Below are 23,676 nucleotides of genomic sequence, written 5' to 3'. Positions count from 1 at the left end.
GGCTTAGACCTTTTTGACCCGAACCTGACTGAACAGCCCGTTGGGTCGGAAAATCAGCACGGCCAGCAGCAGAGCATAGGGCGCGACCTGGCTATAACCCGCGGCAATATAGCGGCTGGCAAAGGGCTCAATCACACCGACGATCAGCCCTCCGGCCAATGCGCCCGGCAGACTGCCAAAGCCGCCAATGACCGCTGCTGCAAAGGCCTTGATGCCCAGCAAACCGGTGGTCGGGTCCACCGCTCCCTTGGCGGCAAACAGGATACCGGCGATCCCGGCAACGATCCCGGCCAGTGCCCAGATAAAGCCCTGAACGCGTTTGACCGGAATGCCCATGTAATAGGCCGCCAATTGGTTTTGCGACGCGCCCTGCATCGCAAGGCCCAGTTTTGTGCGGCTGAAGAAGACATAAAGCGCCCCGGTCAGAAGGATCGTGACAACAATCACCGCCACATCTTCCATCCCCAGAACCAGACCGCCAAAGCGAACCTCTTTGCCGGCAAGCGGATTCTGCAGCGTTTGCGGCTCGTGCCCCCAGATCAACCCCGCAACAAAGCGGATCACGAACCCCAAAGCGATGGTCAGGATGACGACTGCGGTCTGGCTTTCACCGAACAATCGACGGATAATCAGCCGATCCAGCAGATAGCCTAAGGCACCCATAATCCCCAGTGAGATCGGCAGGGCGAGCCAGAAGGGCAGGCCCATATATTCAGTATTCGTCAGGCCGATAGTCACAAAGGCCCCCAGCATCATGAAATCACCCTGCGCGAAATTCACCGCTTCGGTCGCCTTGTAGATCAGAACAAAGCCAAGTGCGATCAGGCCATAGACGCAGCCATTCGCCAGTCCGCTGATCAGCAGCTGTGCGTTATCCAAACTGTCCTCCCTCCAACGAGCAACAGGTGCCGTCAGCCTCACGCAAGTCTTCGGGGTGCGTGGGGTTCTTCTACTATGGCGTGATTATCACCTTTCCGTCACTCTTTTTCAGCGCATTGGCTAAATTTGGCACCAGATCTCTGAGTGTAAGGTGTTCAGAAACATCTGTTTTCCAGCGCCCGTCTGCAAAACGCGCCTGAACCTCGGCCACCACCCGCATCTGATCGGCCGGTGGCGTCGACATCATCCATTGCGTCAGCCAGAAACCTTCGATCCGCTTGCCCATAAAGATCAATTGGCCGGTTTGGGTGAGCGTCGGCGCTTCGGTCGAAAGCTTTCCATAGGTGATCCAGCGTGCACGGTTTGGCATGGCGCAAAACAATTGTTCCGACAGTTGGTCAGTCACGGCGTCAAGGAAAACGCGTGGCTTCATGGACGTGCTCAGTCCGGCAAATTGCTCAACAACATCTGAATCTGTCGTCACCAGAACTTCGGCAGCGCCGAGGCTTTTCAACGTCTCAACGGTCTCCGCGCGCCGCACGAGCGCAATGGGTTTCAGCCCAAGATCACGCCCAAGGCTGCACATCAGTTTTCCAAGCTGGCTGGTTGCGGCAGACACGACAAACGCGTCGCCGTCGGCCTTGGCCATGTCTACCATCGCCATCGCGGTCAGCGGATTGACGATCTGCGCGGCCCCGTCATCGTCCGAGATATCCGGCCTTAACGGAATGCACATTTGCATCTGCGTGACAACATATTCCGCCCAGGCCCCCGATCCGGCAGCAACAAAGGCAACCCGCTGACCTTGCAGGGCTTCGGCACCTTTTCCGGTGGCCACAACATCACCGCATCCTTCGAAACCTGCAGGGGATCCCTTTACGCGAGGTTGGCCGTACTCGCCCTTGATGAAATGCAAGTCGGACGGGTTGACCGATGCGGTTCTCAATCTGATCAGAACCTGACCAGGGCCAGGCTGTGGCACGGGTATCTCTGCGGGTTCCAACCATTCGGCTGCGTCAGATATGGCTGGCCCGCTGGATGTGCCAGAATATCCTTCATGTTTTAATAGAGTGGCAAACATGGTCTGTGGCAGTTCTGTCATTTGGTCATCCTCAACAAATCTGAAGTCGAAATCGCCGTATTAAACACGTACCCTTAACAGGCGTGGCGCGTGCCGAGCTTTGGAATGAGCCAATCAAAAGCCGCTCGGGGCGTCAATTCAATGCCGAAATAACGTGGGGGCACCTAAGATGCGCCCATAGGGTGGGGCCAAACCACAAGGTCGACCCCAAGTATTTTATTGTTGTGTCAACAGGTTGGTCAGTTCCTGGATTTTCTGAGCGATGGTCTCAGGCGACGCTTTGATATCGTTTACGATCTGGATCGCCTGCTTTTTCAGGTCGGCCGCCAGAGTGCTTTCTTCCAGCGAAGCCATGATCCCGTCATAGTCGAAATTGGCTGGGTTTAGCTTGCCTTCCTGAATCCAGGAATTCAGCAACTCCTGCCCCTGATCGGTCAGCGCGGCGACCTGATCGCCCGCCTGTTGCGCAGCTTCTGACGCCTGATCCGCGACCGACGATGCCGCTTCGGCTGCCTGATCGGCCACTGATGCAGCCGCCTCAGAAGCTTGTTCGGTTGCGGTGTCAACGGCGTCGGCCACAGCGTCCTGAGCGTCAGAGGCAGCGTCGGCCAAGGCATCGCCAGCTTCCTCTGCGGCTGTTTGCAAACGCTCTGCCGGAGTAGGTTCGGGTTGGTTGAGGTAATAGTAGCCGCCAACGCCGAATACAGCGATGATGACGGCCAAAATAAGAGTGCGCGACATATGAATCTCCTTTGAATTTGTGTCGCCGGGATGCCTGAAGACTAACGCAATGACAAAGGGGAATTCCTTTGAATTCTCAGCAGAATAGAGGTTTGAGCCAGCCTACGCTGATACAAGGCTTTGCATACGGCAACATCACGCTGCTTTGGGAAATCGCGCATTGCAATTGCGCAGCCATCCGCTTGCCCCACTAAAAGCCAGAGCAATTCTCTGCACAACTTTTGAATTCAAGGCCAAGCCGGGGAGTGGCGGAGAGACAGGGATTCGAACCCTGGGTGGGCTTGCACCCACAACGGTTTTCGAGACCGCCCCGTTCGACCACTCCGGCACCTCTCCGCGGGGGTCTGTGAGGGGGGGATTTAGTAAGGAACGGGCAGGGGTGCAAGCAGAAAATTCCAGAAACTGTCAAAGCCGGGTTTTTCCGTTGCCTGCGGGCGGAAAACGCCTACTCTAATTGGCATGACACAGCTTGCACATCGCATAACATCTCTGCTTTTCTTGGCGGCCTTGGCGCTTGTTTTGGCAGTCGCGCCCCTGTTTGCGGCCAACCGGGACCGGATCGAGGCGTTTCTGACCACAACCGGATTTGATGTGGCGCTGGAAAGCATCACGCTCAGCTCTCGTTCTGCGCCTGAGATGCTTGGCATTGACCCGGACGGGTTCGGCTCGGATTGGGCGCGCCTGACAGATGAAGTATTCGATGTCGATGCCATGCATGAGACGGCTGTTTCCATTCTTGAGGAAACGCTAACCGATGAGGCCTTGGCACATGCGGTTGAATTCTACGCGTCCGATCTGGGGCAGCGTCTGGTTGCGGTCGAAAACGACTCGCACATGAATGAAGACGACGAGGCCAAGCAATTGGAAGGCCAGCAGATCATTTCGGATTTGATCAAGGACGGGTCTCAGAGGGTCGAAAGCTTCAAGCGTATGAATGCGGCGATTGATTCGACCGGCACAGCGCTTCGGGCGTGGCAGGAAATACAGCTGCGCTTCCTTCTGGCCGCCAGCGCATCGGGCGTGATCGAATTGCAGACGGATGCGGAAGGCTTGCGGGAGCTATTGAAAAGAAATGAACCTGCGATGCGCCAGTCTCTGCAACTCTCCAGCCTTGCAGGCGCGGCTTATACGTACCAGGACTTTTCGGACGAGGATGTCAACGCATATGTCGAAGCGCTGGAACAGCCCTTGATGCAGGAAGTCTATGAGCTTTTGAATGTCATTCAATTCGAGATCATGGCCCGGCGCTTCGAGGTTCTTGCCGCGCGGATGGCTGATCTGCATCCCGCTCAGGATATTTGATGCGGCGTCTTTTGCTTGCTTTGGCCCTTGCCGTTTTAGGATTGCCTGCATCGGCTAACGAAAAGATCGATCGGTTGGCGCAGGCAATGCATTTGGCTGAGGTGATGGAGATTTTGGTGCTTGAAGGACAGGAGCACCGAAAAAATCTCGATGAAACGCTTTTGAACAATGCGGGGGGTGCGTTCTTTGAGGCCCAAGTGCAAGACATCTATGACCAGATCTGGATGCAGGACCATTTGACCGAAGCGTTTGAGACCGGCATGTCGGACACGCAACTTGATCAGGCCATTGTGTTTTTTGAAAGCGACCTTGGTCGGACCATAGTGACGCTTGAAAACTCGGCCCGCCAGGCCATGTCGGATCCCACGATCGAAGAAATGGCCCGTGATGCGTTTGCAGCAACCGAGCGCGCAACAGCTAGGTTTGCTTTGGTCGAGGAATATATCGAAGTGAACGAACTGATTGAAAAGAACGTTCAGGGCTCTTTGACATCGGACTACAACTTTTTTCGCGGGCTTGATGTTGATTCAAGCGCCGACACGCAGGGCCTGTTGGCCGAGCTTTTGTCGCAAAAGGACAGCCGGACCGAAGACACCGAAGCCTGGCTTTATGCGTTTTTGTTGCTGGCCTATCGTCCGTTGGACGAGGCGCAGATGCGTGAGAACATCGCCTTTTCAAGAACGGAAACTGGGCAAGCTCTGAACGACGCGCTTTTTGAGGGCTTTGACCGCATGTTCAACGATATTTCTTACCAATTGGGGCAAGCGGTTGCGCGCACTCTCAGGGCCTCTGAGTTGTGATGCTGCTTTGGTGTTGACTTTCCCGCCTATTCTATGGATAAGCGCGCATCCCGGCCGGTCATCCGCGCCGGGTATCGTTATTATTTGACCCTTAAGATATGTCGAAAGGGTCAGTCACACAGCCCGAGAAGGGCGCGCTGTTCGAGGTGGCTTAAGCCAGCAACACCCGAAAAGGGGACCACAGAACGCGGGTATGAAAAGGAAAGACGCATGTTTGCGGTCCTCAAGACTGGCGGCAAGCAGTACAAGGTTCAGGCGGGCGATGTGCTCCGCGTTGAAAAACTGGCTGCCGACGCAGGTGAAAAAGTTCAATTCAACGATGTTCTGATGCTGGGCGGCGACGCTCCGGTTGTTGGTGCACCTTTCGTTGAAGGCGCGGGCGTACAGGCCGAAGTGATCGAACAGATCAAAGGTGACAAGGTCATCAAATTCGTCAAGCGCCGTCGTAAGCACAGCTCGAAGCGTACCGTTGGCCACCGTCAGAAACTGACACTGGTCAAGATCACCGACATCCTGTCGTCGGGCGCTGACAAGTCGGGCATCAAAGCTGCAACCGGTTCGGCACCGGCTGGCGAAGCAGCCCCTGCCGCAAAGCCTGCCAAGAAAGTTGAAGCCAAAGCAGAGGCACCCGCCGCTGCTGCTGCCGCTGACGATCTGACCAAGCTGAACGGTGTCGGTCCTGCCGCCGCCAAAAAGCTGGTTGAGGCCGGTATCGAGAGCTTTGCCGCTCTGGCCGCCTTGTCGGACGAGCAGATTGCTGCTATCGACACCATCAAAGTGAAACCCGAATGGGTTGAGCAAGCCAAAGAGCTGGCTCAAGGCTAAGGAGAGAGAGAATGGCACATAAAAAAGCTGGCGGTTCCTCCCGTAACGGTCGCGACTCAGCTGGTCGCCGCCTTGGCGTGAAACTGTATGGTGGCCAGGCAGCCATCGCAGGCAACATCATCGTACGTCAGCGCGGCACTAAGTTCTGGCCGGGCGAAGGCGTAGGCATGGGCAAAGATCACACCATCTTTGCAACCACCGATGGCGCCGTGAAGTTCCATAAGGGACTCAAAAACCGCACCTTCATTTCGGTCCTGCCAGTGGCGGAGGCCGCAGAGTAAGCCGAGACCCAGAAGGTTAATAAAAAATTCATGGGGGACCGGCAGAAAATGCCGGTCCCTTTTTCGTTTTAACGCAGTTGTGATCCCAAAAAACCGATGCCCGTCGCAACCACCAGTTTTCTAATCTTCGCCGCCTCACAGGTGGGCACGCCGGGACCGGCCAATATGGTTCTGCTGGGAACAGGTGCGCGCTATGGTTTCCGGGCGGCCCTGCCGTTTGTTGCAGGTGTCGTGCTAGGCAAGCAGTTGATTATCTGGCCGGTGGGTTTTGGTCTCATGCAAATTGCGGAACAAGCGCCCTTTGTGTTTTCCGCGCTGAAATACGCCTCTGCTGGTTATGTGTGCTGGTTGGCCTGGAAGATCGCCAATCTTCGCTTGTCGCGAAATGGAGCAAGTGGTTCGGTGCCGGGTTTTTGGGCCGGACTGATCGTGCATCCGCTGAACCCCAAGGCCTGGGCCATGATCATTGCTGGGTTTACTGGTTTCGTCGCGGCTGGCACGTCCAGTTTGGACGCAACGTTCACGATCGCTCTTTGTTTGTTTATCTGCCAGGTCGTCTTGCACCCGATCTGGACCTTCGCAGGCGATAGAATTGCTCATGCGGTTGAAGGTCGCCCTGCGGAAAAATATCTAATGTGGACGTTGGCCGGGCTTACGGTTGCGTCCGTCCTTTTTGTGTTGTTCGGAGGAGGAACACACCAATGAAGCTTGAAGCAATAATAAATCAGCCGGTCATAGAAACCGAGCGGTTCGATCTGCGCCCGCTGCGCCGTTCGGACATGGGACTGATCGAGCACTACGCGGGGGACGAGCGCGTGGCACGCATGACCACAAGCATCGCGCACCCGCTGGCGCCCGGCTCGACCGAGGCTTTTGTGACGCGTTCGATGGCAGAAGACCGGGACGAAGATGTTTGGGTTATGGATGCAATAAAAGACGGTGGCCCGGAACTGATCGGTCTGATCACACTGAAACGACTGGATCGGAACCAGTCCGAGGTTGGATATTGGGTTGCGCCTATTTATTGGAACACGGGCATTGCATCTTTGGCCGTTGAAGCATTGGTCAATGCCAACCCTCTGCAGAACGCGACCATGTTTGCCAGTGTTTTTCAGGACAATCCCGCCTCGGCTCGGGTGCTGACCCATTGCGGATTCCAGTATCTGGGCGATGCGGAAAGCTATTCGGTGGCGCGTGATGCGAATGTGCCCACCTGGACATACAGTAAAAAACTCTGACTTGTGGCCGATGGGGCCTTTGCAGTAGGGGACAGACCATGAAATTTCTCGATCTTGCAAAGGTCTACATCCGGTCCGGGGCCGGCGGTAGCGGCTGCGTCAGCTTCCGACGCGAAAAATACATCGAATACGGCGGACCTGATGGCGGGGACGGCGGCAAAGGCGGGTCTGTGTGGGCTGAAGTTGTGGACGGGTTGAACACCCTGATCGACTTTCGGTATCAGCAGCATTTCTTTGCTAAGAATGGCCAGCCAGGCCGGGGCCAGCAGCGTACCGGTAAGGACGGAGACGATATCCTTCTGCGCGTGCCCGTTGGTACCGAAATTCTGGATGAAGACGAAGAAACCGTAATCTGTGATCTGACCGAAGTTGGGCAACGGGTTCTGCTGGCCAAGGGCGGCAATGGCGGTTTCGGAAACCTGCATTTCAAGTCCGCTACCAATCAGGCACCACGCCGGGCTAATCCGGGACAGGCCGGTATCGACAGAACCATCTGGCTGCGGCTCAAGCTGATCGCGGATGTGGGGTTGCTGGGTATGCCCAATGCGGGCAAGTCGACCTTTCTGGCAGCCACATCGAATGCGCGCCCGAAGATTGCGGATTATCCCTTCACCACGCTGCACCCCAATCTGGGTGTTGTTGGGGTCGACAACGTTGAATTCGTGGTCGCCGACATTCCCGGCCTGATCGAAGGCGCACATGAAGGGCGTGGCATCGGGGACCGGTTCCTTGGCCACGTTGAACGCTGTGCCGTACTGTTGCATCTGGTTGATGGTACCTCTGAATCAGTCGCTGACGATTACCGGACTATTATTCACGAGCTCGAAGCATATGGCGGTGAGCTGGCTGAAAAACCCCGGATCACCGTATTGAACAAGGTCGATGCTCTGGACGATGAAGAGCGTGAACTGGTCAAAGCCGAACTGGAAGAGGCCGTGGGTGGCCCTGTCATGACCATGTCGGGCGTCGCGCATCTAGGCGTGACCGAGGTTCTGCGTGCGTTGAGGGCACAGATTGACGACAATCGCGTGCGCCGGAAACCCGCTGAGGAGGCGCAGCCTTGGCAACCCTGACCTCAGCCCGCCGTCTTGTTGTAAAAATCGGATCTGCTTTGTTGGTGGATCGCGATACCGGGTTGCTTCGGTCTGACTGGTTGAACTCGTTGGCGCAGGACGTGGCCTGGCTTAAGGGGCAGGGGACAGATGTAATCCTGGTCTCTTCCGGATCGATTGCGTTGGGTCGCGGTGTGCTGGGCTTGCCGATGGCTACGTTGCCTCTGGAGAAATCACAGGCGGCTGCCGCAGTGGGACAGATCCGTCTGGCGCGGGCCTATGAGGAGGCTTTGACGCCGCACCAGATAACGACGGCGCAGGTGCTTGTGACGCTGGAAGACAGCGAGAACCGCCGCCGCTATCTGAACTCACGTGCCACATTGAAGACCTTGTTGAACCTTGGTGTGGTTCCGATCGTGAACGAAAACGACACCGTTGCTACGGACGAAATCCGTTATGGTGACAATGATCGCCTGGCCGCTCAGATTGCAGTGACGGTTGGGGCCGATCAACTGATTCTGCTGTCCGATGTAGACGGGTTCTATTCGGGCAATCCGAGCGAGGATTCCTCGGCCACGCGCTTCGAGAAAATTGATCGCATTACGCCCGAGATTGAGGCCATGGCAGGCGATGCGGGCTCAGGCCTGTCCAAGGGCGGGATGAAGACAAAACTGATGGCCGCCAAGATGGCCACCGCAGGTGGCTGCACAATGGCCATCACTGAAGGATCGGTTTTGAACCCCTTGAAAATGCTTGAAAATGGAGCAAGTTCAACCTGGTTTACTGCCACCTTGGACCCGCATGCAGCCCGCAAACGTTGGATATCTGCGATGAAACCACGCGGAGAGATCACCGTGGATGACGGGGCTGCCAACGCTCTGGCCAATGGCAAAAGCCTGCTGCCTGCGGGTATTCTAGAAGTTACTGGCGATTTCGGGCGCGGTGACCCTGTTGCCGTTCTTGATCCAAATGCCCGCCGATTGGCGCAAGGGATCAGCCGCTATACCGCGCAGGAAGCCGACGCGATCAAGGGGCGCAAGTCGTCTGAAATTGAAGCGACTTTGGGGTACCCGGGTCGCGCAGCTTTGATCCATCGGGATGATCTGGCCCTGTAAGCACTGTAAAAGATGACCTGAAAGGCACGCGATATGAAAGATTTCGACAACATTCCCGCATTGATGGCCGATCTTGGGAAACGCGCCAAAGACGCATCGCGTGATCTGGCTTTTGCAAGCGCCGAGCGTAAACACGCTGCCTTGATTGCCGCTGCGGATGCGGTTTGGGCCAATCGTGCGAAGATAATCGAAGAGAACCAAAAAGATCTGGAGTTTGGCCGTGAAAAGGGCCTGAGCCCGGCGATGATGGATCGGCTGATGCTGGATGAGGCCCGTATTCAGGGCATGGTCGACGGGCTGCGCACCGTAGCGGATCAGGCGGACCCGGTGGGCGAAGTTCTGGCTGAATGGGAGCGCCCCACTGGATTGAAAATTCAGCGGGTCCGTACACCTTTGGGCGTCATTGGCGTGATCTATGAGAGCCGTCCCAACGTGACTGCTGATGCCGGTGCTCTGTGTTTGAAGTCCGGCAACGCTGTCATCTTGCGCGGTGGGTCCGAGAGTTTTCATTCCTCGACCGCGATCCATGCGTGTCTGGTCGAAGGGTTGAAAGCGGCCAACTTGCCCGAGGACGCCATTCAACTGGTGCCCACTCGGGATCGCGCGGCGGTGCAGGAGTTGTTGACCCTGACCGACTGTGTCGATGTCATCGTTCCGCGCGGTGGCAAGGGGCTGGTGGGTCTGGTTCAGCGCGAGGCCCGTGTGCCGGTCTTTGCTCACCTCGAAGGCATTGTTCATATTTACATCGACAAAGCTGCTGATCCGCAAAAGACGCTCGATGTTGTGTTGAACGCAAAGACCCGCCGCACAGGCATCTGCGGGGCCGCCGAATGTTTGCTGATCCATCAGGACGTTGTTGAAACACTGGGGCGCGATGTGATCGAGGCGCTGCTGGCCGCTGGAGTCGAGGTTCACGCCGAAGGCGCTTTGGCGGTAGATGGTGCACAGGCCGCGACGTCAGACGATTGGGGAAAGGAATTCCTTGATAGCGTGATTGCAGCCAAACCCGTGGCAGATATTGACGCAGCGATTGCGCATATCCAGCAATTTGGGTCCAACCACACTGATTGCATCATGACCGAAGACGATGCGGCGGTGGCCCGTTTCTTTGAACGTCTCGACAGTGCGATACTGATGCACAATGCCTCCACCCAGTTTGCAGATGGCGGTGAGTTCGGAATGGGCGCGGAAATCGGGATCGCCACAGGCAAAATGCATGCGCGCGGCCCGGTGGGCGCGGCGCAACTGACCAGTTTCAAGTATCTGGTCCGTGGGGACGGAACGACCCGGGCTTAAAACCTGAGCGAAACGCGCGTTGCGGTGGTTTCTACCGCGACGCGCCGTCCAATCGCCTTGGCTGTTTCCGGCAGCAGGGCAAACTGTACCTGCGCGGGCGTAAGCTTGTTTGGAAAACGTCCTGTGACCACGTTTTTCCATAGGTCGCCGTCCACGTTCAGCTTGTCTGCCGTGCCGGTCACCGTCAAATTCGCGCCCAGACTTGTGATATCGACGGTGCCACCCAACGGCATCGCGCTTTCGCAATACATCAGTGCCAAAAAGGCGAGTTTGACCTGATTGCGTGGCACAGGTTCGGTCAGGTTCCAGTTGACCCGCACACGACCTGCGCGTTCGACATCATTGAGCAGTTCAGTGATTTCGGCTCTCCCAAGTGGTTGCTCGCTGGCCGACCCGAACGCCACCCGGAAAAAGCGAATACGTGCGCCCGCACTGCCCACACTGCCCGAGATCAGCTCCATCTCGGGGCCTTGCACAGCGCCAACCATATCCAACAGCTCAAGCCCGTTGGTGATGGCCCCGATTGGGCTGATCAGATCATGGCAGATCCGAGAGCCGATCAACTCGGCCAGGTTGACGTCCGAAGCGCCCATGCGTACCTCCTGCTGTATCTGCCGCCGGATTCAGGAGCCCAGCATGACAGACATGAATGCCATTCTTGCACCGGGCATGTTTGTCCGCCACCCGGATTTTCCCGAATGGGGCGTTGGACAGGTTCAATCCAACATCGCAGGCAAGATCACCGTGAACTTTCGCGAGCAGGGGAAAGTGGTAATCGACGGAACGCGCATCGCCCTGATGCCGGTCTTTGATCCGTGAAACTGGTTTAGGAAAGGTTAACAACATGGGTCAAACCACCGGTTGTTGCCTTCGGTTGATCAACTGAGGTATCAGCGGCGAAAAGAAAGCGGATACCACCTTTATGCCGGATACAGGCCCAACCTTTACCGTCAAGCTGGCCGAGACCGAGGCGGAGTTAAAAGCTGCGCAACGCCTGCGCTATGACGTCTTCGTGCGCGAACTGGGTGGTGGTGGCGACTTGGTGGATCACGAGGCAGGGTTAGAGAAAGACCGGTTTGATCCCTATTTCGATCACATGTTGGCATATGACGACAACACTGGTGAAATCATTGGTGTTTACCGGATGTTGCCGGGTGAACGTGCCGCGGAAGTGGGCCAGTTTTATTCAGAAGATGAATATGATCTGACGGTGTTGAAAAGCAGTGGGCGTAAGCTGTTGGAGCTTGGTCGGTCCTGTTTGCATCCCGACTATCGTGGCGGCACTGCCATGTATCATCTTTGGAACGGGCTGGCGGCCTATGTTACCGAGCGTGAGATCGAAGTGCTGTTTGGGGTCGCAAGCTTTCACGGCACGGATGTCGCAACGCTGGCGCAACCTTTATCCATGTTGCATCACAACCATCTGGCCCCGCCCGAATTGCGGGTACGCGCGCAGCCTGACGTTTTTCAATCCATGGATTTGGTTGCCAAGGACGCCTTGGACCGTCGGGCGGCCATGGTTCAGGTGCCTGCTTTGATCAAAGCTTACCTGAGACTTGGCGGTTTCGTGGGCGAGGGCGCCTTTATCGATCACAAATTCAACACCACTGATGTGTGCCTGATCCTCGACACTGCTCGTATGAACGACCGGCAGCGCCGCATCTACGGTGGAGCCTGACACCCGTGAACGACCCGCTTTGGAACAGTGAAGACGCACCTGATCCGATCGAACTTGGAGTAGTCGGATGGGTTTTGGTTTTTGTACGCGGGCTGCCCCTTGCCCTTTTGGTCTTTGGCGGCTTGTTCTTGCTTTTAGCCGTTCGACTGGTTGAGTATCCGTTGTGCGGAGTGCGCAGACCCGTCACGCCGTTCATCACGCAATTTGTGTGCCGCAGTGCGTTTCGGATACTCGGCATAGAGTTCCGAACCTCTGGCGTGTTGATGAAAGAGCAGGGGGCGGTGGTGGCCAATCATACCTCTTGGCTGGACATTTTTGCCCTGAACGCGCGTAAGAGGGTCTATTTTGTGTCGAAGGCCGAAGTCGCGAAATGGCCCGGAGTCGGATGGTTGGCCCGCGCCACCGGCACCGTGTTCATCCAACGGGACCGTGCAAAAGCCAAAGAACAGACCAAACTGTTCGAAACCCGCCTGAAAGCGGGACACAAGCTGCTGTTCTTTCCCGAAGGCACTTCGACGGATGGATTGCGTGTTTTGCCATTTAAAACAACGCTTTTCGCGGCGTTCTTTGCGGATGAGCTGCGCGACTTCATGTATATCCAACCGGTTTCGGTCGTCTTTCATGCGCCCAAAGGACAGCCCAAACGATTTTACGGCTGGTGGGGCGATATGGAGTTCGGCCCGCATTTGCTCAAGACACTTGGCGCGCACAGGCAAGGTTCTGTTGAACTGATTTATCACGCTCCGGCAAAGGTAAGCGATTTTGAAAACCGCAAAGCGTTGGCAGCGCATTGTGAAGATGCCGTCAGGCACGCCCATGCTTTGGCTTTGCTTGAGAAATAAGGGCAATTGGCCCTTGCGTTGCTTCCAAACCTGCCGTATACGCGCGCCATTCAAACCCGCAGGCGGGGTTTGGGCTTTTTGAGGGAGACATCCTCATCAAGACCGCCGGTTGGAGCATCCGCTTCTTTCACCCCCGCCCAGGCGTAAACCGGAAAAGGAAAATAGCATGGCTCTTCCCGAGTTCTCCATGCGTCAGCTGCTGGAAGCTGGCGTTCACTTTGGTCACCAGACACAGCGTTGGAATCCCCGCATGGGCCCGTTTATCTACGGCTCGCGCAATGGCATCCACATCATGGACCTGACCCAGACCGTTCCGATGCTGGACCAGGCTCTGCAAGCTGTTCGTGACACCGTTGCCAAAGGCGGCCGCGTTCTGTTCGTTGGTACCAAGCGTCAGGCAGCTCAGCCGATCGCAGATGCTGCTGAAAAGTCGGCTCAGTACTACATGAACCACCGCTGGCTGGGCGGCACGCTGACCAACTGGAAAACCGTTTCCCAGTCGATCAACCGTCTGAACCAGATCGACGAAGCAATGGAATCGGGCGCCGAAGGCCTGACCAAGAAAGAGCGTCTGGGCATGGAACGTGACCAGGCCAAGCTGCAAGCTTCGCTGGGCGGTATCCGCGAGATGGGCGGCGTACCGGATCTGCTGTTCGTCATCGACGTCAAGAAAGAAGCGCTGGCCATTGCCGAAGCCAACAAGCTGGGCATCCCGGTTGTGGCTGTTGTCGACACCAACTGCTCGCCCGACGGCGTTGACTATATCATCCCCGGCAACGACGACGCAGCCCGCGCAATCGCGCTGTACTGTGATCTAGCCGCACGTGCCGCTCTGGACGGTATGACCGCTCAGATGGGTGCTGCTGGCGTTGATCTGGGTGCCTTCGAAGAAGCTCCGGTTGAAGAAGCCGTTGCAGAAGAAGCCCCCGCCGAAGCAGAAACACCTGCCGAAGCGTAAGCTGCCCGTCACGTAAATGACATATGGGGCAGGGTATGACCTGCCCCAATTCCGTTTGAATTGAGGAGAGCCAAAGATGGCAATCACAGCAGCAATGGTTAAAGAACTGCGCGACTCGACCGGCGCAGGCATGATGGACGCGAAAAAAGCGCTGACCGAAACCGGCGGCAACATGGACGAAGCCGTTGACTGGCTGCGCACCAAGGGCCTGGCCAAAGCGGCCAAGAAATCGGGCCGTACCGCAGCAGAAGGTCTGGTTGCAGTTCACGTGAACGGTGGCAACGGTGTTGCTGTCGAAGTGAACTCGGAAACCGACTTCGTTGCGAAGAACGCTGAGTTCCAGGAAATGGTTGGCAAGATCGCATACGCCGCGGAAGGCGTCGACAATGTCGAGGCACTGCTGGCCGCTGATCTGGGTGGCAAGAACGTTGCAGACACCCTGACCGACAAGATCGCCACCATTGGTGAAAACATGTCGGTGCGTCGTATGGCGAAACTGTCGGGCGACACCGTTGTGTCCTACGTTCACAACGCGGCCACCAACGGCATGGGCAAAATCGGCGTTCTGGTTGCGCTGTCGGGCGGCGACGAAGCCATCGGCAAGCAGGTTGCGATGCACATCGCAGCTGTGAACCCCGCTGCTCTGTCTGAGGCCGACATGGATCCGGCTGTTGTCGAAAAAGAAAAGCAGGTTCAGATGGACATCGCCCGCGAATCCGGCAAGCCGGAGCAGGTGATCGAGAAGATGATCGAAGGCCGTATGAAGAAATTCGTCGCCGAATCGACCCTGCTGAACCAGTCGTTCGTTGTGAACCCTGACCTGACCGTTGAAGCAGCGGCCAAAGAAGCGGGCGCAACCATCACTGGCTTTATCCGTCTGGAAGTTGGCGAGGGCATCGTGGTCGAAAAAGAAGACTTCGCAGCCGAGGTTGCCAAAGCCGCTCAAGGCTAAGCACGTTATTGAGAAAGGTTCTGCTTGAGGGCCTTATCTCTGCAAAACGAAAGGGTTACGCTGTGCGTAACCCTTTTTTGTTCGCGCAAAATCAGTCGCGATGAACGTTTTTCTGTTGTCTGAGAATGAAATGGAGGGCCCCGCTTGATGGGGATGGTCGGGGCCCCCCAAAATTCCGACACTGGTACGCGGAAGAATAAACGCCCCTTTGTCAGAGTGATTGGAGAGCTCTGTTATTGCAAAGATCCAATCGAATGTTCCCTGGCTAAAGCCACCACTCACGGAACACTCTCACTTTGCAACTTTTAGGATAGATCTGAAAAGTACTGATTTCCTTACCTAGGGTAAACTGACGCGGGATGGCGTCAAAATCTAGCGTTCAGGCTTCCATTATGAACATCTGATTGTGTAGCGATGCCTTGAGAACGGCTTGCGCCGTTGTTTCGACCGACAACGCTTCGCGCGCGAGTCGCAGGTGCTTTTCGACCGTGGCCGATGTCAGCCCCATCAGCAAAGCGATGTCTTGCGTTGTCTTGCCATCGCCCACCCACTGTAAAGCTTCCCGCTGTCGTTTTGTCAGCGCGCGGTTTGGCGGGTTGAACGGCAATGTAAGAATTTTCAGGTGTGCGACGTTGTTCATCAACAGAATGTCTTCGCCATGCTCTTCCCAGACCGAGTCAATTTCTTCCTGGCTCAAGCCGGTTTTGGCCGAAAGGGAAATCGCGCCTTTCGATCGCATGGACACCGAGTTGAAACTGACCGTATAGCCAGCCACAACGCCCATGGACTTGTTGAACTCGTACACTTTGCGTTCTTCGTTCGTCAAAGTGCCGCTGGAGTTCATGTCCTGGAGCATCTTCCAGCTTGCAGCGCCTTCGTTGTCCAATGCCCATTTCAACATTGGGGCGTGAAAGTACAGGCCGTCCTTTAGAAATCCGTCGACATAGGCGCGCTTGTGATTGGTCAGAATTACAAAGTCTTCGGGATCGCCCAAAGACGTCGCAGTTCTGTAAAGTGTATATCCATAGATAAGACGTTCGAACCCATACTGGGACATCTGGCGACAATGAGCATCCCACAGGTCTTCCATGGTTTTGGTATAGCTGACAAAACGCAGGTATTCCTTCAAAGTCATACGGCGTCACCTGCCTTCAAATGCGCGGCCAGCGCGTCCAACGCCAGGATATAGCTCTCGGCGCCGAAACCACAAATCTGACCCAGTGCCACCGGAGCGATATAAGACTTGTGCCTGAAGGGTTCGCGGGCATGAATGTTGGACAGGTGCACTTCGACCAAAGGCAACTCAACCGAGGCAATGGCATCCATCAGGGCAATCGACGTGTGCGTATAAGCGCCCGCATTCAGGATCAGTCCAGACTGCACACCGCGCGCGGCATGGATTGCGTCAAGTAAGACGCCCTCGTGGTTGGACTGCAAATGCGACACGTCCAGCCCAACGGACGCGCCATGCTGACGGCAGCGTTCCTCGATCATATGTAAAGTCGTACTGCCGTAGACCTCAGGCTGACGTGTGCCAAGCAGATTGAGGTTAGGTCCGTTTAATACCAGAACTTTATGCATATCTATAAAATCCCCATTAATGGTTCATAGACAGCAAAAGGCCGGATTGTCCACCTGACATTACATTACAAATTCCAATTTGCGACTTTGGTGCAAACCCTCGCGCAAGGTGGTTGTTTCGCGTTCAGCTCAACCCATTGTGACAACCAGTTTTCCGAGAACCGCGCGCTGCGACATCTGCTCGAGCGCCTCATGCGCGCGTTCGAGTGGGAACCGCGCGCTGATACGAGGCTTTATTTGTCCTGAAGCATAAAAGGCGAACAGATCCGCGACGTTCTGGGCATGGCCTTTGGGGTCACGGAAGACAGAAGCGCCCCAGAAAACGCCGACGATTTGACAGCCCTTCAAAAGCGGAAGGTTTAAAGGGATCTGCGGAATACCTGCGGGAAAACCGACCACAAGATAGCGTCCATTCCAGGCCATGCAGCGTAAGGACGGTTCAGCCAATGCACCGCCCACAGCATCATACACCACATCCACGACGTTAGGGCCGGCGATCTTCTTGACCTCGGCTGAAAAGGCTTTCTGCGCGTCATTGTTCAAGTCGCGTGGGTAGATGACAACCTCGTCCGCGCCAATCTGGCGACAAAACTCGGCCTTTTCGGCAGAAGAGACGCCGGCTATCACTTTGGCGCCCATGGCTTTTCCAAGTTCGATAGCCGCGGATCCGACGCCACCAGATGCCCCCAGAACCAATAGAGTTTCGTTAGTCTTCAGGTTCGCCCGATCCTTCAGTGCGTGATAGGACGTACCATAGGTGAAAATGAAACAAGCGGCCTCATCATACGGTATCGCATCAGGTATCTTGATGGCGCTGTCGGCACGGATCGTTGCGTGGGTCGCGAACCCATCATGCCCTGTAAGCGCCAAAATGCGGTCGCCAATCTTGAACCCCGTGACGTTTTCACCAAGGGCTAGCACTTTACCTGCGATTTCGCCGCCGGGTGCAAATGGGCGGGGCGGTTTAATCTGATACAGATCCCGGATGATCAGCGTATCCGGGAAGTTCACGCCGGCCGCTTTTACGTCTACCAACAGCTGCCCTTTACCGGGCTGCGGATCGGGCAGGGTGGTAAGCTTCAGTGTTTCGGGTCCGCCCGGTGCGACGCTGAGTAACGCTTGCATAAGACCTCTGTTCTGCCTGTAACTTGTGATTAGGAAGTTTTGGTGCCGAACATGGGTTTGTCAACGTGAACGACCGCTGACTGCCGTAACGGCATTAAGCGGGCCAGAGCAAGCTTTCACAGGCGCGAACAAGAACGAGGAGCACGATCATGACGCCAGAAACCCTGTTTTCTCTTGAGGGCAAGACTGCACTGGTCACAGGCGGTGCGACAGGGATCGGGCGCATGGCGGCCGAGGCGCTGGTCAGGGCGGGGGCGCGTGTTCTGATCGCGTCGCGCAAAGGGGATGCCTGCGCCGAAGTGGCCGCTGAACTGAACGCATTGGATGCGCCAGGCAGCGCCGAGGGGTTTAGCGGAGATATCGGAAGCGAGGAAGGGATCGCCAGCCTTGTTTCTGACATTCAAGACCGAACCGAACGACTTGATATTCTTATGAATAACTCCGGTGTGTCGTGGGGTGCTCCGCTGGGCCAGTTTCCTTATGACGCGTGGGGCAAGGTGATGTCCGTCAATGTGACGGGGATTTTCGAGCTGACCCAACGGCTTTTGCCTATACTGATGAAGTCGGGAACGGCCGATGATCCTGCCCGAATAGTCAATGTGGGGTCTGTGATGGGTGAAGTGCCCATGGGGGACGGAGCGTACAGCTATTCGGCTTCAAAGGCTGCGGTTCTGCATCTGACCAAGATCATGGCCAAAGAGCTTTCGCCATACCACATCACGGTTAACGCGCTGGCGCCGGGACCGTTTGTCTCTCGTATGACGGCGTTTGCCACGGCGGACGAGGGTACACGCGAAAAGGTTGGCAAATCGGTTCCATTGGGCCGGGTCGGGCGCGACGAAGACATTGCAGGATGTATGCTGTTTCTGTGCGGGCGTGGCGGCAGCTACGTAACCGGTGCGGTGATCCCGGTTTCGGGTGGAATCAATGTGGTAACAGCCGGAAATATCTTTGCAGAAGCCCTGTGACTGGAAGGCAAGCCATGAGCAATGACATCCATCTGGATCTTGCGGCGGTAGACAGGTATCTCAGCGCAAATCTCTCTGGTTACGAAGGTCCGTTAGAGGCGACAAAGTTTTCAGTTGGGCAGTCCAATCCAACATTTGAGCTTAGAACGCCGGGCAAAACCTATGTGCTAAGGCGAAAGCCACCTGGCGTTCTTCTGAAATCGGCACATGCCGTAGACCGCGAGTTCAGAGTTCAAAGCGCGCTGGCAGGCAGCCATGTGCCTGTGCCCGAGATGTTTCTTCTGTGCGAGGACGACAGCATCATAGGCTCGGCCTTCTACGTGATGGAGCGTCTGCACGGCAGAATTTTTCCCGAACCAACGCTGCAGGGCGAAACCAACGAAACGCGCGCGGCCGTGATGAATGAGATGAACAGGGTTCTTGCCCAGTTGCACATGGTCGACATCGATGCCGTGGGGTTGTCCGATTATGGGCCGACAGGCAATTACTATGAGCGTCAGATCTCGCGCTGGACCAAACAGTATCGTGCGTCAGAGACTTCGGTGATCGAAGACATGGATGCCTTGGCCTCCGAGCTTGAACGCTCTGTACCGCAAGATGACGGGCAGCGAACACTGGTGCACGGTGACTATCGTATAGACAATCTGATGTTCGCAGCTGAAAGCGCCAACTGTATCGGCGTATTGGATTGGGAACTGTCCACGATCGGGCATCCCTATGCGGATCTGGCAGCCGTGATCATGCAGTGGCAGTTGCCTCCGGGAAAACAAGGGCGCGGGTTGGCCGGAATTGATCGGGACAATCTGGGCTTGCCCAGTGATCAGGCCTTTGTCGCCCAATACTGCAACCGGCGCGGTTTGGATGGAATTGAAAATTTCGGTTTTTACCTGGCTTTCAATTTCTTTCGCATGGCTGGAATTCTGCAAGGTGTCTATAAACGCGCGCTGGATGGAAATGCCTCTGACCCAGAGCGAGCCAAGGCATACGGCGCTTATGTTCCCCTGTTCGCGCAGCACGGTCTGAAAGCGCTTCACGGCACTTTCACATAAACCTGTAAGTTACAGGTTTTACACGCCGTTTGACCTTAGAAGCTCAACTTCGACATTGGGCAGACTGTTCTTGCCAAAGAACATCTCGGGCCCGACGAACAGGCTTGGAACACCAAATACTCCGCGTCGCACGTTGGCTTTGGTTTGATCTTTCAAGTTCTGTTTGACGTCAGGATCGCTCATTGCCTCGCGGATTTTGCGAACGGGCAGTTCGTTCTCTTGCAAGATGTCGATCAGCACGGCGATCTCATCGACCTTTTGCCCGTGCACCCAAATCGCATCAAAAACCGCGCTTATGTATTTACTTTCCCAAGATTTCCCCCTTGCAAAATGCGCGCCGCGCATCGCGAATTTTGTGTTCATCGGAAAATGCGGACTCATGTGAAAACTCAATCCACGCCGACGCGCAAAGCGGTGCAGGTCATGCGTGAGATACGCTGTTTTCTGGCGGTTTTCGGAAAAGGCTTGAAACGGGCTTTGGTTATGGGTCGCTTTGAACACGATAGGTAGTAGGACAGGGACATAAGTGAACTTAACATCATACCGTGCCGAAAGCTCTGGCAGCGTTTTATGCGCCAAAAAGGCATTTGGGCTGCAAAAATCATAAACAAAATCTATGTTTTGCGTCATGGTGTTCCTTTCCAGTGGTCTGGTGATACCTGACTCTGTCAGCCCTTTCGAATCCGGGCCAGCCTCAGTTTAACACTTCATCGCAACGCGGGCTTCCGAAGTCTTCGGGGAAGCTACCTATTAGTAAAAAAATCTCTGTTAACTCGCCCCTTAAACCGAGACACTCAGCACGGAAACCAGATGGAAGAGGTCGAATGCCCCACCAAAACGTAAGTTTTGATCCGTCGCGATTGGATCATATTCGGGCCTGGATGGACCGCTATGTTGAGCAACGAAAATACGCAGGGTCGTCTTTTCTGTTGCGGCAAAGCGGGTCCGAGGCCTTTTATCACGCAAGCGGTCTGCGCAATCGGGAAGTCAACCTGCCATTTCAACGCGATACACTGGTGCGCATCTATTCCATGACAAAGCCGATCACATCGGTTGCCCTGATGATTCTGGCTGAGCGCGGGTTATTTCATCTGGACGCTCCGCTGTCTGATTTCCTTCCTGAATTCAAAGAAATGCACGCGCTTGTTGCAGGGGCTGAAACTTTGGAGCAGACGGAAGACGCTCCATCGCCAAGCTTGCATCAGATGATGACTCATACCAGTGGTTTCAGCTATCCCTTCAACCCCGGAATTCTGCCCCAAGCCATGGATGAACAGGATCTTATTTTCAAGCCTGATCAAGGGCTTTTGGAAGATCGCGTCCGGGATCTGGCACGGTTTCCTCTGGCCTTTCAGCCCGGTGCGCGTTGGGAGTATTCGGTCGGCACGGATGTTCTGGGTCGTGTGATCGAGGTGGTATCAGGTCAGACGCTGGATCAATTCTTTCAACAGCACATATTTGAACCGCTGGACATGCGTGAGACCGGGTTTTCGGTGCCACTTGGGGCAGGGGACCGATTTGCATCGCTCTATACACCGTTGGCAGGGGACGCGATGGCGCTTAATTCAGCAGATCAGGGCGGCGACAGCTTGCGATTGGTCGACAGCTATGACGGATCGCCGTTCAATAGCACGACGACTTTTTCAGGCGGCGGCGGTCTGGTTTCGACACTGGATGATTACGCCAAGTTTGCAGATATGCTGCGCAATCGCGGCACTGGGAACGGCCACCGTTTGCTTGGATCCAAGACCGTAGAGTTCATGATGCGCAATCACTTACCGGGTGATATCGCATCAATGGGTCCAAAAAGTTTTGCGGAACAGCCGATGGAGGGGATGGGCTTTGGCCTGGCGGGGTCGGTGGTTTTGAACCCCGGACGTGTCCGGGTACCCGGTTCGATTGGGGATTTCAGTTGGGGCGGTATGGCCTCGACCTACTTCTGGATTGATTGGCAGAATGACCTGACAGCCGTTTTCTTTACGCAATTGTCGCCATCCAGTTCGTACCCATCGCGGGCCGAGCTTAAAGCGCTGGTTCATGCGGCCATGATTGAATGATTTCTGTCTGCCTGATACCCCGTGGTCGAGTAAATGATCATGCGAGCACAAAATGACCGAAGCAGAACGCATCTTACTGGATCTTCTGGACATTGAACGACTCGAAGTCGATTTGTTCCGTGGTACGGGGTCCGGGGGTGAAACACCAACACGCATTTTCGGCGGACAGGTCATTGCACAGGCTCTGGCCGCTGCATATCGAACTGTGGAAGACCGTCTGTGTCATTCCCTCCATGCGTATTTCATTCGTCCGGGAGATCCTGAAAAGCCCGTTATTTATCAAGTTGATAGGGCGCGAGATGGAGGTTCCTTTACAACCCGCCGCGTGGTTGCCATTCAGCACGGCAAGCAGATCCTGAACATGTCAGCTTCGTTTCACGTACAGGACGAAGGTTGGGAACATCAGCACCCAATGCCAACTGTGAACGCGCCGGAAAGCTATCCGTCCCGGTCCGAATTGCGACAGTCTTATGTTGACCGAGTGCCCGAGCGCCTGCGCGGAGAGTTGTTGCGAGCGCGCCCGATCGAAGTGCGCGATGTGGACCATTTGGATCCGTTCACGCCGAAGGTGTCGGATGATCGGAACCAAACCTGGTTTCGCATGGCTGCTGCGGCTTCGGCGGACGCAATTACGCAGCACCTATTGCTGGCCTATGCCTCTGACATGAACCTCATGTCCTCAGGCTTGCGCCCACATGGATTGAGCTGGTTTACCGGAGAGTTCAACGGCGCAAGTCTGGATCACGCGCTTTGGTTTCATGCGCCTGTTCAGTTTCAGAATTGGCATCTCTATGTAATGGATTCGCCCTGGACGGGGCAGGGACGAAGTTTTAACCGCGGCTCTATCTATTCCGAGGACGGAACGTTGATCGCCTCTGTGGCTCAGGAAGGGTTAATGCGCAGGGTTCAGAAAATAGGTTAAAAGGTGCCGATAAACTTTTGATTTAGTTTATCCATTCCCGACAACCACCTGTCATAATCCGCTGATTTTTGCTGCATGTAGTCCAATACTTGCGGATGCGGCAGGACCAAGAACTGTTCTTGCTCAATAGCTCTGACGCAAGCTTCGGCGACGTCACTGGGATCAAGCATACCGTCAATGGATGCAACCGACACGTCATGTCCTTCGGTCATTTTTGACCGGACACCTTGTGGGCACAATATCGAGACCCGTAAACCTTGTGATCTGTATGTCAGTGCAAGCCATTCTGCGAAACCGACGGCAGCGTGTTTGCTTACAGCATACGGAGCGGCTCCTGGTTGGTTCAGCAAGCCGGCCGCTGAGGCGGTTGTCAGAATGTATCCGCCACCGCGAGCGATCATACGTGGAACCAGATGCCGCGCTGTCCAAACATGTGACATCACATTGATTTTCCAAATCCGCTCCCAGTCTTCATCTGGAACGTCGAATCCGCCAAGCGTCAGAATTCCGGCATTTGCGCAAAACAAATCAATCGGACCCACAGTGTCTTCTGAGAGCTCTATCAGTGCTTTAATTTGATCCTCGTCGGACACATCGCAGGGAAATGCATGGCCACCGATCTGATCCGCCACAGATTGCGCGCCGGCGTCGTCGACATCGGAACACACGACCAGCGCACCTTCATCAGCAAAACGTTCGGCCAGACCGCGACCGATGCCATGCGCAGCACCGGTTACGACAACTGTTTTGTTTCTAAGGTCCATTTTCGTTCCTGTACGCCTGGTTGGAATACAGAGACATTGAATACATGCGTACGGTTAAGCAACCTTAGTGACTATTTACCATAATACCGATTACACGATAATTGGATAGAAGGCAGGCACATTCTAAACTCGGTTGCGACAAATCCCCTATCTTGCTGAAAAGCAAGGAG

General features: G+C 55.5%; 27 protein-coding genes and 1 tRNA gene. 18 read left to right on the top strand and 10 right to left on the bottom strand.

Going from position 1 to position 23,676, the window contains the following annotated elements; translation table 11 throughout:
• Positions 1–3: 3 nt before the first annotated feature.
• From GS632_RS05080 to GS632_RS05065, 4 genes are all read right to left on the bottom strand, one after another.
• On the bottom strand, positions 4–879 hold the full coding sequence (locus tag GS632_RS05080; protein WP_171173965.1) for a branched-chain amino acid ABC transporter permease: 876 nt from the start codon (positions 877–879) through the stop codon (positions 4–6).
• A gap of 73 nt (positions 880–952) precedes the next feature.
• Entirely contained in the window at positions 953–1,981 is a 1,029-nt protein-coding gene (locus tag GS632_RS05075) for an alcohol dehydrogenase catalytic domain-containing protein (protein ID WP_171237594.1), read from the bottom strand.
• A gap of 195 nt (positions 1,982–2,176) precedes the next feature.
• On the bottom strand, positions 2,177–2,701 hold the full coding sequence (locus tag GS632_RS05070) for a hypothetical protein (RefSeq protein WP_171237593.1): 525 nt from the start codon (positions 2,699–2,701) through the stop codon (positions 2,177–2,179).
• A 246-nt stretch (positions 2,702–2,947) separates the two neighbouring features.
• A tRNA-Ser gene (locus GS632_RS05065) sits at positions 2,948–3,037 on the bottom strand.
• Positions 3,038–3,160: 123 nt separating this feature from the next.
• Here GS632_RS05065 and GS632_RS05060 point away from each other — a divergent pair.
• The 9 genes from GS632_RS05060 (at position 3,161) to GS632_RS05020 (ending at position 10,610) form a co-directional block, all read left to right on the top strand.
• Complete coding sequence (locus tag GS632_RS05060; protein ID WP_171238840.1) at positions 3,161–4,003, top strand: DUF2059 domain-containing protein; 843 nt, start codon at positions 3,161–3,163, stop codon at positions 4,001–4,003.
• The gene (locus GS632_RS05055; RefSeq protein WP_171721427.1) at positions 4,003–4,803 is read left to right on the top strand and encodes a DUF2059 domain-containing protein; all 801 of its coding nucleotides are present in this window, start codon (positions 4,003–4,005) and stop codon (positions 4,801–4,803) included. Before GS632_RS05060 ends, GS632_RS05055 begins: the two co-directional genes overlap by 1 nt.
• 210 nt (positions 4,804–5,013) lie before the next feature.
• Complete coding sequence (locus GS632_RS05050) at positions 5,014–5,628, top strand: 50S ribosomal protein L21 (RefSeq protein ID WP_171238841.1); 615 nt, start codon at positions 5,014–5,016, stop codon at positions 5,626–5,628.
• Positions 5,629–5,639: 11 nt separating this feature from the next.
• Positions 5,640–5,909, top strand: a complete 270-nt coding sequence (gene rpmA / locus GS632_RS05045) for a 50S ribosomal protein L27 (protein ID WP_039535512.1) — start codon at positions 5,640–5,642, stop codon at positions 5,907–5,909.
• 96 nt (positions 5,910–6,005) lie between these two features.
• The gene (locus GS632_RS05040; RefSeq protein WP_171173977.1) at positions 6,006–6,614 is read left to right on the top strand and encodes a LysE family translocator; all 609 of its coding nucleotides are present in this window, start codon (positions 6,006–6,008) and stop codon (positions 6,612–6,614) included.
• On the top strand, positions 6,611–7,147 hold the full coding sequence (locus GS632_RS05035) for a GNAT family N-acetyltransferase (RefSeq protein WP_171090081.1): 537 nt from the start codon (positions 6,611–6,613) through the stop codon (positions 7,145–7,147). Before GS632_RS05040 ends, GS632_RS05035 begins: the two co-directional genes overlap by 4 nt.
• A 38-nt stretch (positions 7,148–7,185) precedes the next feature.
• The gene (gene obgE, locus GS632_RS05030; protein WP_171238843.1) at positions 7,186–8,220 is read left to right on the top strand and encodes a GTPase ObgE; all 1,035 of its coding nucleotides are present in this window, start codon (positions 7,186–7,188) and stop codon (positions 8,218–8,220) included.
• A complete protein-coding gene (proB, locus tag GS632_RS05025) occupies positions 8,208–9,314 on the top strand; it encodes a glutamate 5-kinase (RefSeq protein ID WP_171173981.1) in 1,107 nt (368 codons plus the stop codon). Before obgE ends, proB begins: the two co-directional genes overlap by 13 nt.
• A gap of 33 nt (positions 9,315–9,347) precedes the next feature.
• The gene (locus tag GS632_RS05020) at positions 9,348–10,610 is read left to right on the top strand and encodes a glutamate-5-semialdehyde dehydrogenase (protein ID WP_171721426.1); all 1,263 of its coding nucleotides are present in this window, start codon (positions 9,348–9,350) and stop codon (positions 10,608–10,610) included.
• Here GS632_RS05020 and GS632_RS05015 read toward each other — a convergent pair.
• Entirely contained in the window at positions 10,607–11,203 is a 597-nt protein-coding gene (locus GS632_RS05015) for a histidine phosphotransferase family protein (RefSeq protein ID WP_171721425.1), read from the bottom strand. The two genes, GS632_RS05020 and GS632_RS05015, sit on opposite strands and share 4 nt — an antisense overlap.
• Positions 11,204–11,246: 43 nt before the next feature.
• On the opposite strand from GS632_RS05015, the gene GS632_RS05010 reads away from it, so the two are divergent.
• The 5 genes from GS632_RS05010 (at position 11,247) to tsf (ending at position 15,040) form a co-directional block, all read left to right on the top strand.
• Positions 11,247–11,429: a DUF3553 domain-containing protein gene (locus GS632_RS05010; protein ID WP_050602459.1), complete on the top strand. Its 183-nt coding sequence runs from the start codon at positions 11,247–11,249 to the stop codon at positions 11,427–11,429.
• Positions 11,430–11,532: 103 nt separating this feature from the next.
• Positions 11,533–12,288, top strand: a complete 756-nt coding sequence (locus GS632_RS05005) for a GNAT family N-acetyltransferase (RefSeq protein WP_171238845.1) — start codon at positions 11,533–11,535, stop codon at positions 12,286–12,288.
• A 5-nt stretch (positions 12,289–12,293) separates the two neighbouring features.
• Complete coding sequence (locus GS632_RS05000) at positions 12,294–13,130, top strand: lysophospholipid acyltransferase family protein (RefSeq protein ID WP_171238846.1); 837 nt, start codon at positions 12,294–12,296, stop codon at positions 13,128–13,130.
• A 166-nt stretch (positions 13,131–13,296) separates the two neighbouring features.
• Positions 13,297–14,088 (top strand): 30S ribosomal protein S2, encoded by a 792-nt coding sequence (gene rpsB, locus GS632_RS04995; protein WP_171234285.1) that lies wholly within the window; start codon positions 13,297–13,299, stop codon positions 14,086–14,088.
• A 76-nt stretch (positions 14,089–14,164) separates the two neighbouring features.
• Positions 14,165–15,040 carry a translation elongation factor Ts gene (gene tsf, locus GS632_RS04990; protein WP_171238847.1) on the top strand — a complete coding sequence of 292 codons (876 nt, stop codon included), beginning with the start codon at positions 14,165–14,167 and terminating at the stop codon, positions 15,038–15,040.
• Between the two features lie 379 nt (positions 15,041–15,419).
• On the opposite strand, the gene GS632_RS04985 is transcribed toward tsf, so the two are convergent.
• The 3 genes from GS632_RS04985 to GS632_RS04975 all read right to left on the bottom strand — a co-directional run bounded on the left by GS632_RS04985 (position 15,420) and on the right by GS632_RS04975 (position 17,746).
• Entirely contained in the window at positions 15,420–16,175 is a 756-nt protein-coding gene (locus GS632_RS04985; protein ID WP_171173992.1) for an autoinducer binding domain-containing protein, read from the bottom strand.
• A complete protein-coding gene (gene aroQ, locus GS632_RS04980; protein ID WP_171238848.1) occupies positions 16,172–16,621 on the bottom strand; it encodes a type II 3-dehydroquinate dehydratase in 450 nt (149 codons plus the stop codon). Before aroQ ends, GS632_RS04985 begins: the two co-directional genes overlap by 4 nt.
• A 129-nt stretch (positions 16,622–16,750) precedes the next feature.
• Positions 16,751–17,746: an NADPH:quinone oxidoreductase family protein gene (locus GS632_RS04975; protein ID WP_171238849.1), complete on the bottom strand. Its 996-nt coding sequence runs from the start codon at positions 17,744–17,746 to the stop codon at positions 16,751–16,753.
• Positions 17,747–17,895: 149 nt separating this feature from the next.
• Here GS632_RS04975 and GS632_RS04970 point away from each other — a divergent pair, with 149 nt between their 5' ends.
• Both GS632_RS04970 and GS632_RS04965 read left to right on the top strand, forming a co-directional pair.
• On the top strand, positions 17,896–18,714 hold the full coding sequence (locus tag GS632_RS04970) for an SDR family oxidoreductase (RefSeq protein ID WP_171238850.1): 819 nt from the start codon (positions 17,896–17,898) through the stop codon (positions 18,712–18,714).
• 14 nt (positions 18,715–18,728) lie between these two features.
• On the top strand, positions 18,729–19,763 hold the full coding sequence (locus GS632_RS04965; RefSeq protein WP_171721424.1) for a phosphotransferase family protein: 1,035 nt from the start codon (positions 18,729–18,731) through the stop codon (positions 19,761–19,763).
• A gap of 18 nt (positions 19,764–19,781) precedes the next feature.
• Here the strand turns inward: GS632_RS04965 and GS632_RS04960 are convergent, their stop codons facing one another.
• Positions 19,782–20,393: a 2-hydroxychromene-2-carboxylate isomerase gene (locus GS632_RS04960; protein ID WP_171721423.1), complete on the bottom strand. Its 612-nt coding sequence runs from the start codon at positions 20,391–20,393 to the stop codon at positions 19,782–19,784.
• A gap of 194 nt (positions 20,394–20,587) precedes the next feature.
• Here GS632_RS04960 and GS632_RS04955 point away from each other — a divergent pair, with 194 nt between their 5' ends.
• Together GS632_RS04955 and GS632_RS04950 are read left to right on the top strand one after the other, a co-directional pair.
• Positions 20,588–21,820, top strand: a complete 1,233-nt coding sequence (locus GS632_RS04955) for a serine hydrolase (protein ID WP_171238853.1) — start codon at positions 20,588–20,590, stop codon at positions 21,818–21,820.
• 52 nt (positions 21,821–21,872) lie between these two features.
• Positions 21,873–22,742 carry an acyl-CoA thioesterase II gene (locus GS632_RS04950; protein ID WP_171238854.1) on the top strand — a complete coding sequence of 290 codons (870 nt, stop codon included), beginning with the start codon at positions 21,873–21,875 and terminating at the stop codon, positions 22,740–22,742.
• Here GS632_RS04950 and GS632_RS04945 read toward each other — a convergent pair.
• Positions 22,739–23,506: an SDR family oxidoreductase gene (locus tag GS632_RS04945; protein ID WP_171721422.1), complete on the bottom strand. Its 768-nt coding sequence runs from the start codon at positions 23,504–23,506 to the stop codon at positions 22,739–22,741. The two genes, GS632_RS04950 and GS632_RS04945, sit on opposite strands and share 4 nt — an antisense overlap.
• Between the last annotated feature and the right edge of the window lie 170 nt (positions 23,507–23,676).

This window comes from Ruegeria sp. HKCCD7296, from assembly GCF_013110775.1.
Taxonomy (GTDB): Bacteria; Pseudomonadota; Alphaproteobacteria; order Rhodobacterales; family Rhodobacteraceae; genus Ruegeria.
This window is presented reverse-complemented; position numbering and strand designations above follow the sequence as displayed.

Coding starts and splice junctions, on each gene's coding strand:
- GS632_RS05055 (WP_171721427.1), top strand. CDS start 4,003: ATGCGGCGTCTTTTGCTTGCTTTGGCCCTTGCCGTTTTAGGATTGCCT.
- GS632_RS05060 (WP_171238840.1), top strand. CDS start 3,161: ATGACACAGCTTGCACATCGCATAACATCTCTGCTTTTCTTGGCGGCC.
- GS632_RS04970 (WP_171238850.1), top strand. CDS start 17,896: ATGACGCCAGAAACCCTGTTTTCTCTTGAGGGCAAGACTGCACTGGTC.
- GS632_RS05005 (WP_171238845.1), top strand. CDS start 11,533: ATGCCGGATACAGGCCCAACCTTTACCGTCAAGCTGGCCGAGACCGAG.
- GS632_RS05075 (WP_171237594.1), bottom strand. CDS start 1,981: ATGACAGAACTGCCACAGACCATGTTTGCCACTCTATTAAAACATGAA.
- GS632_RS04965 (WP_171721424.1), top strand. CDS start 18,729: ATGAGCAATGACATCCATCTGGATCTTGCGGCGGTAGACAGGTATCTC.
- GS632_RS04960 (WP_171721423.1), bottom strand. CDS start 20,393: ATGACGCAAAACATAGATTTTGTTTATGATTTTTGCAGCCCAAATGCC.
- GS632_RS05070 (WP_171237593.1), bottom strand. CDS start 2,701: ATGTCGCGCACTCTTATTTTGGCCGTCATCATCGCTGTATTCGGCGTT.
- GS632_RS04985 (WP_171173992.1), bottom strand. CDS start 16,175: ATGACTTTGAAGGAATACCTGCGTTTTGTCAGCTATACCAAAACCATG.
- rpmA (WP_039535512.1), top strand. CDS start 5,640: ATGGCACATAAAAAAGCTGGCGGTTCCTCCCGTAACGGTCGCGACTCA.
- GS632_RS05050 (WP_171238841.1), top strand. CDS start 5,014: ATGTTTGCGGTCCTCAAGACTGGCGGCAAGCAGTACAAGGTTCAGGCG.
- obgE (WP_171238843.1), top strand. CDS start 7,186: ATGAAATTTCTCGATCTTGCAAAGGTCTACATCCGGTCCGGGGCCGGC.
- GS632_RS04955 (WP_171238853.1), top strand. CDS start 20,588: ATGCCCCACCAAAACGTAAGTTTTGATCCGTCGCGATTGGATCATATT.
- GS632_RS04975 (WP_171238849.1), bottom strand. CDS start 17,746: ATGCAAGCGTTACTCAGCGTCGCACCGGGCGGACCCGAAACACTGAAG.
- GS632_RS05010 (WP_050602459.1), top strand. CDS start 11,247: ATGACAGACATGAATGCCATTCTTGCACCGGGCATGTTTGTCCGCCAC.
- GS632_RS05035 (WP_171090081.1), top strand. CDS start 6,611: ATGAAGCTTGAAGCAATAATAAATCAGCCGGTCATAGAAACCGAGCGG.
- GS632_RS05040 (WP_171173977.1), top strand. CDS start 6,006: ATGCCCGTCGCAACCACCAGTTTTCTAATCTTCGCCGCCTCACAGGTG.
- GS632_RS04945 (WP_171721422.1), bottom strand. CDS start 23,506: ATGGACCTTAGAAACAAAACAGTTGTCGTAACCGGTGCTGCGCATGGC.
- tsf (WP_171238847.1), top strand. CDS start 14,165: ATGGCAATCACAGCAGCAATGGTTAAAGAACTGCGCGACTCGACCGGC.
- GS632_RS05015 (WP_171721425.1), bottom strand. CDS start 11,203: ATGGGCGCTTCGGACGTCAACCTGGCCGAGTTGATCGGCTCTCGGATC.
- GS632_RS05020 (WP_171721426.1), top strand. CDS start 9,348: ATGAAAGATTTCGACAACATTCCCGCATTGATGGCCGATCTTGGGAAA.
- rpsB (WP_171234285.1), top strand. CDS start 13,297: ATGGCTCTTCCCGAGTTCTCCATGCGTCAGCTGCTGGAAGCTGGCGTT.
- aroQ (WP_171238848.1), bottom strand. CDS start 16,621: ATGCATAAAGTTCTGGTATTAAACGGACCTAACCTCAATCTGCTTGGC.
- GS632_RS04950 (WP_171238854.1), top strand. CDS start 21,873: ATGACCGAAGCAGAACGCATCTTACTGGATCTTCTGGACATTGAACGA.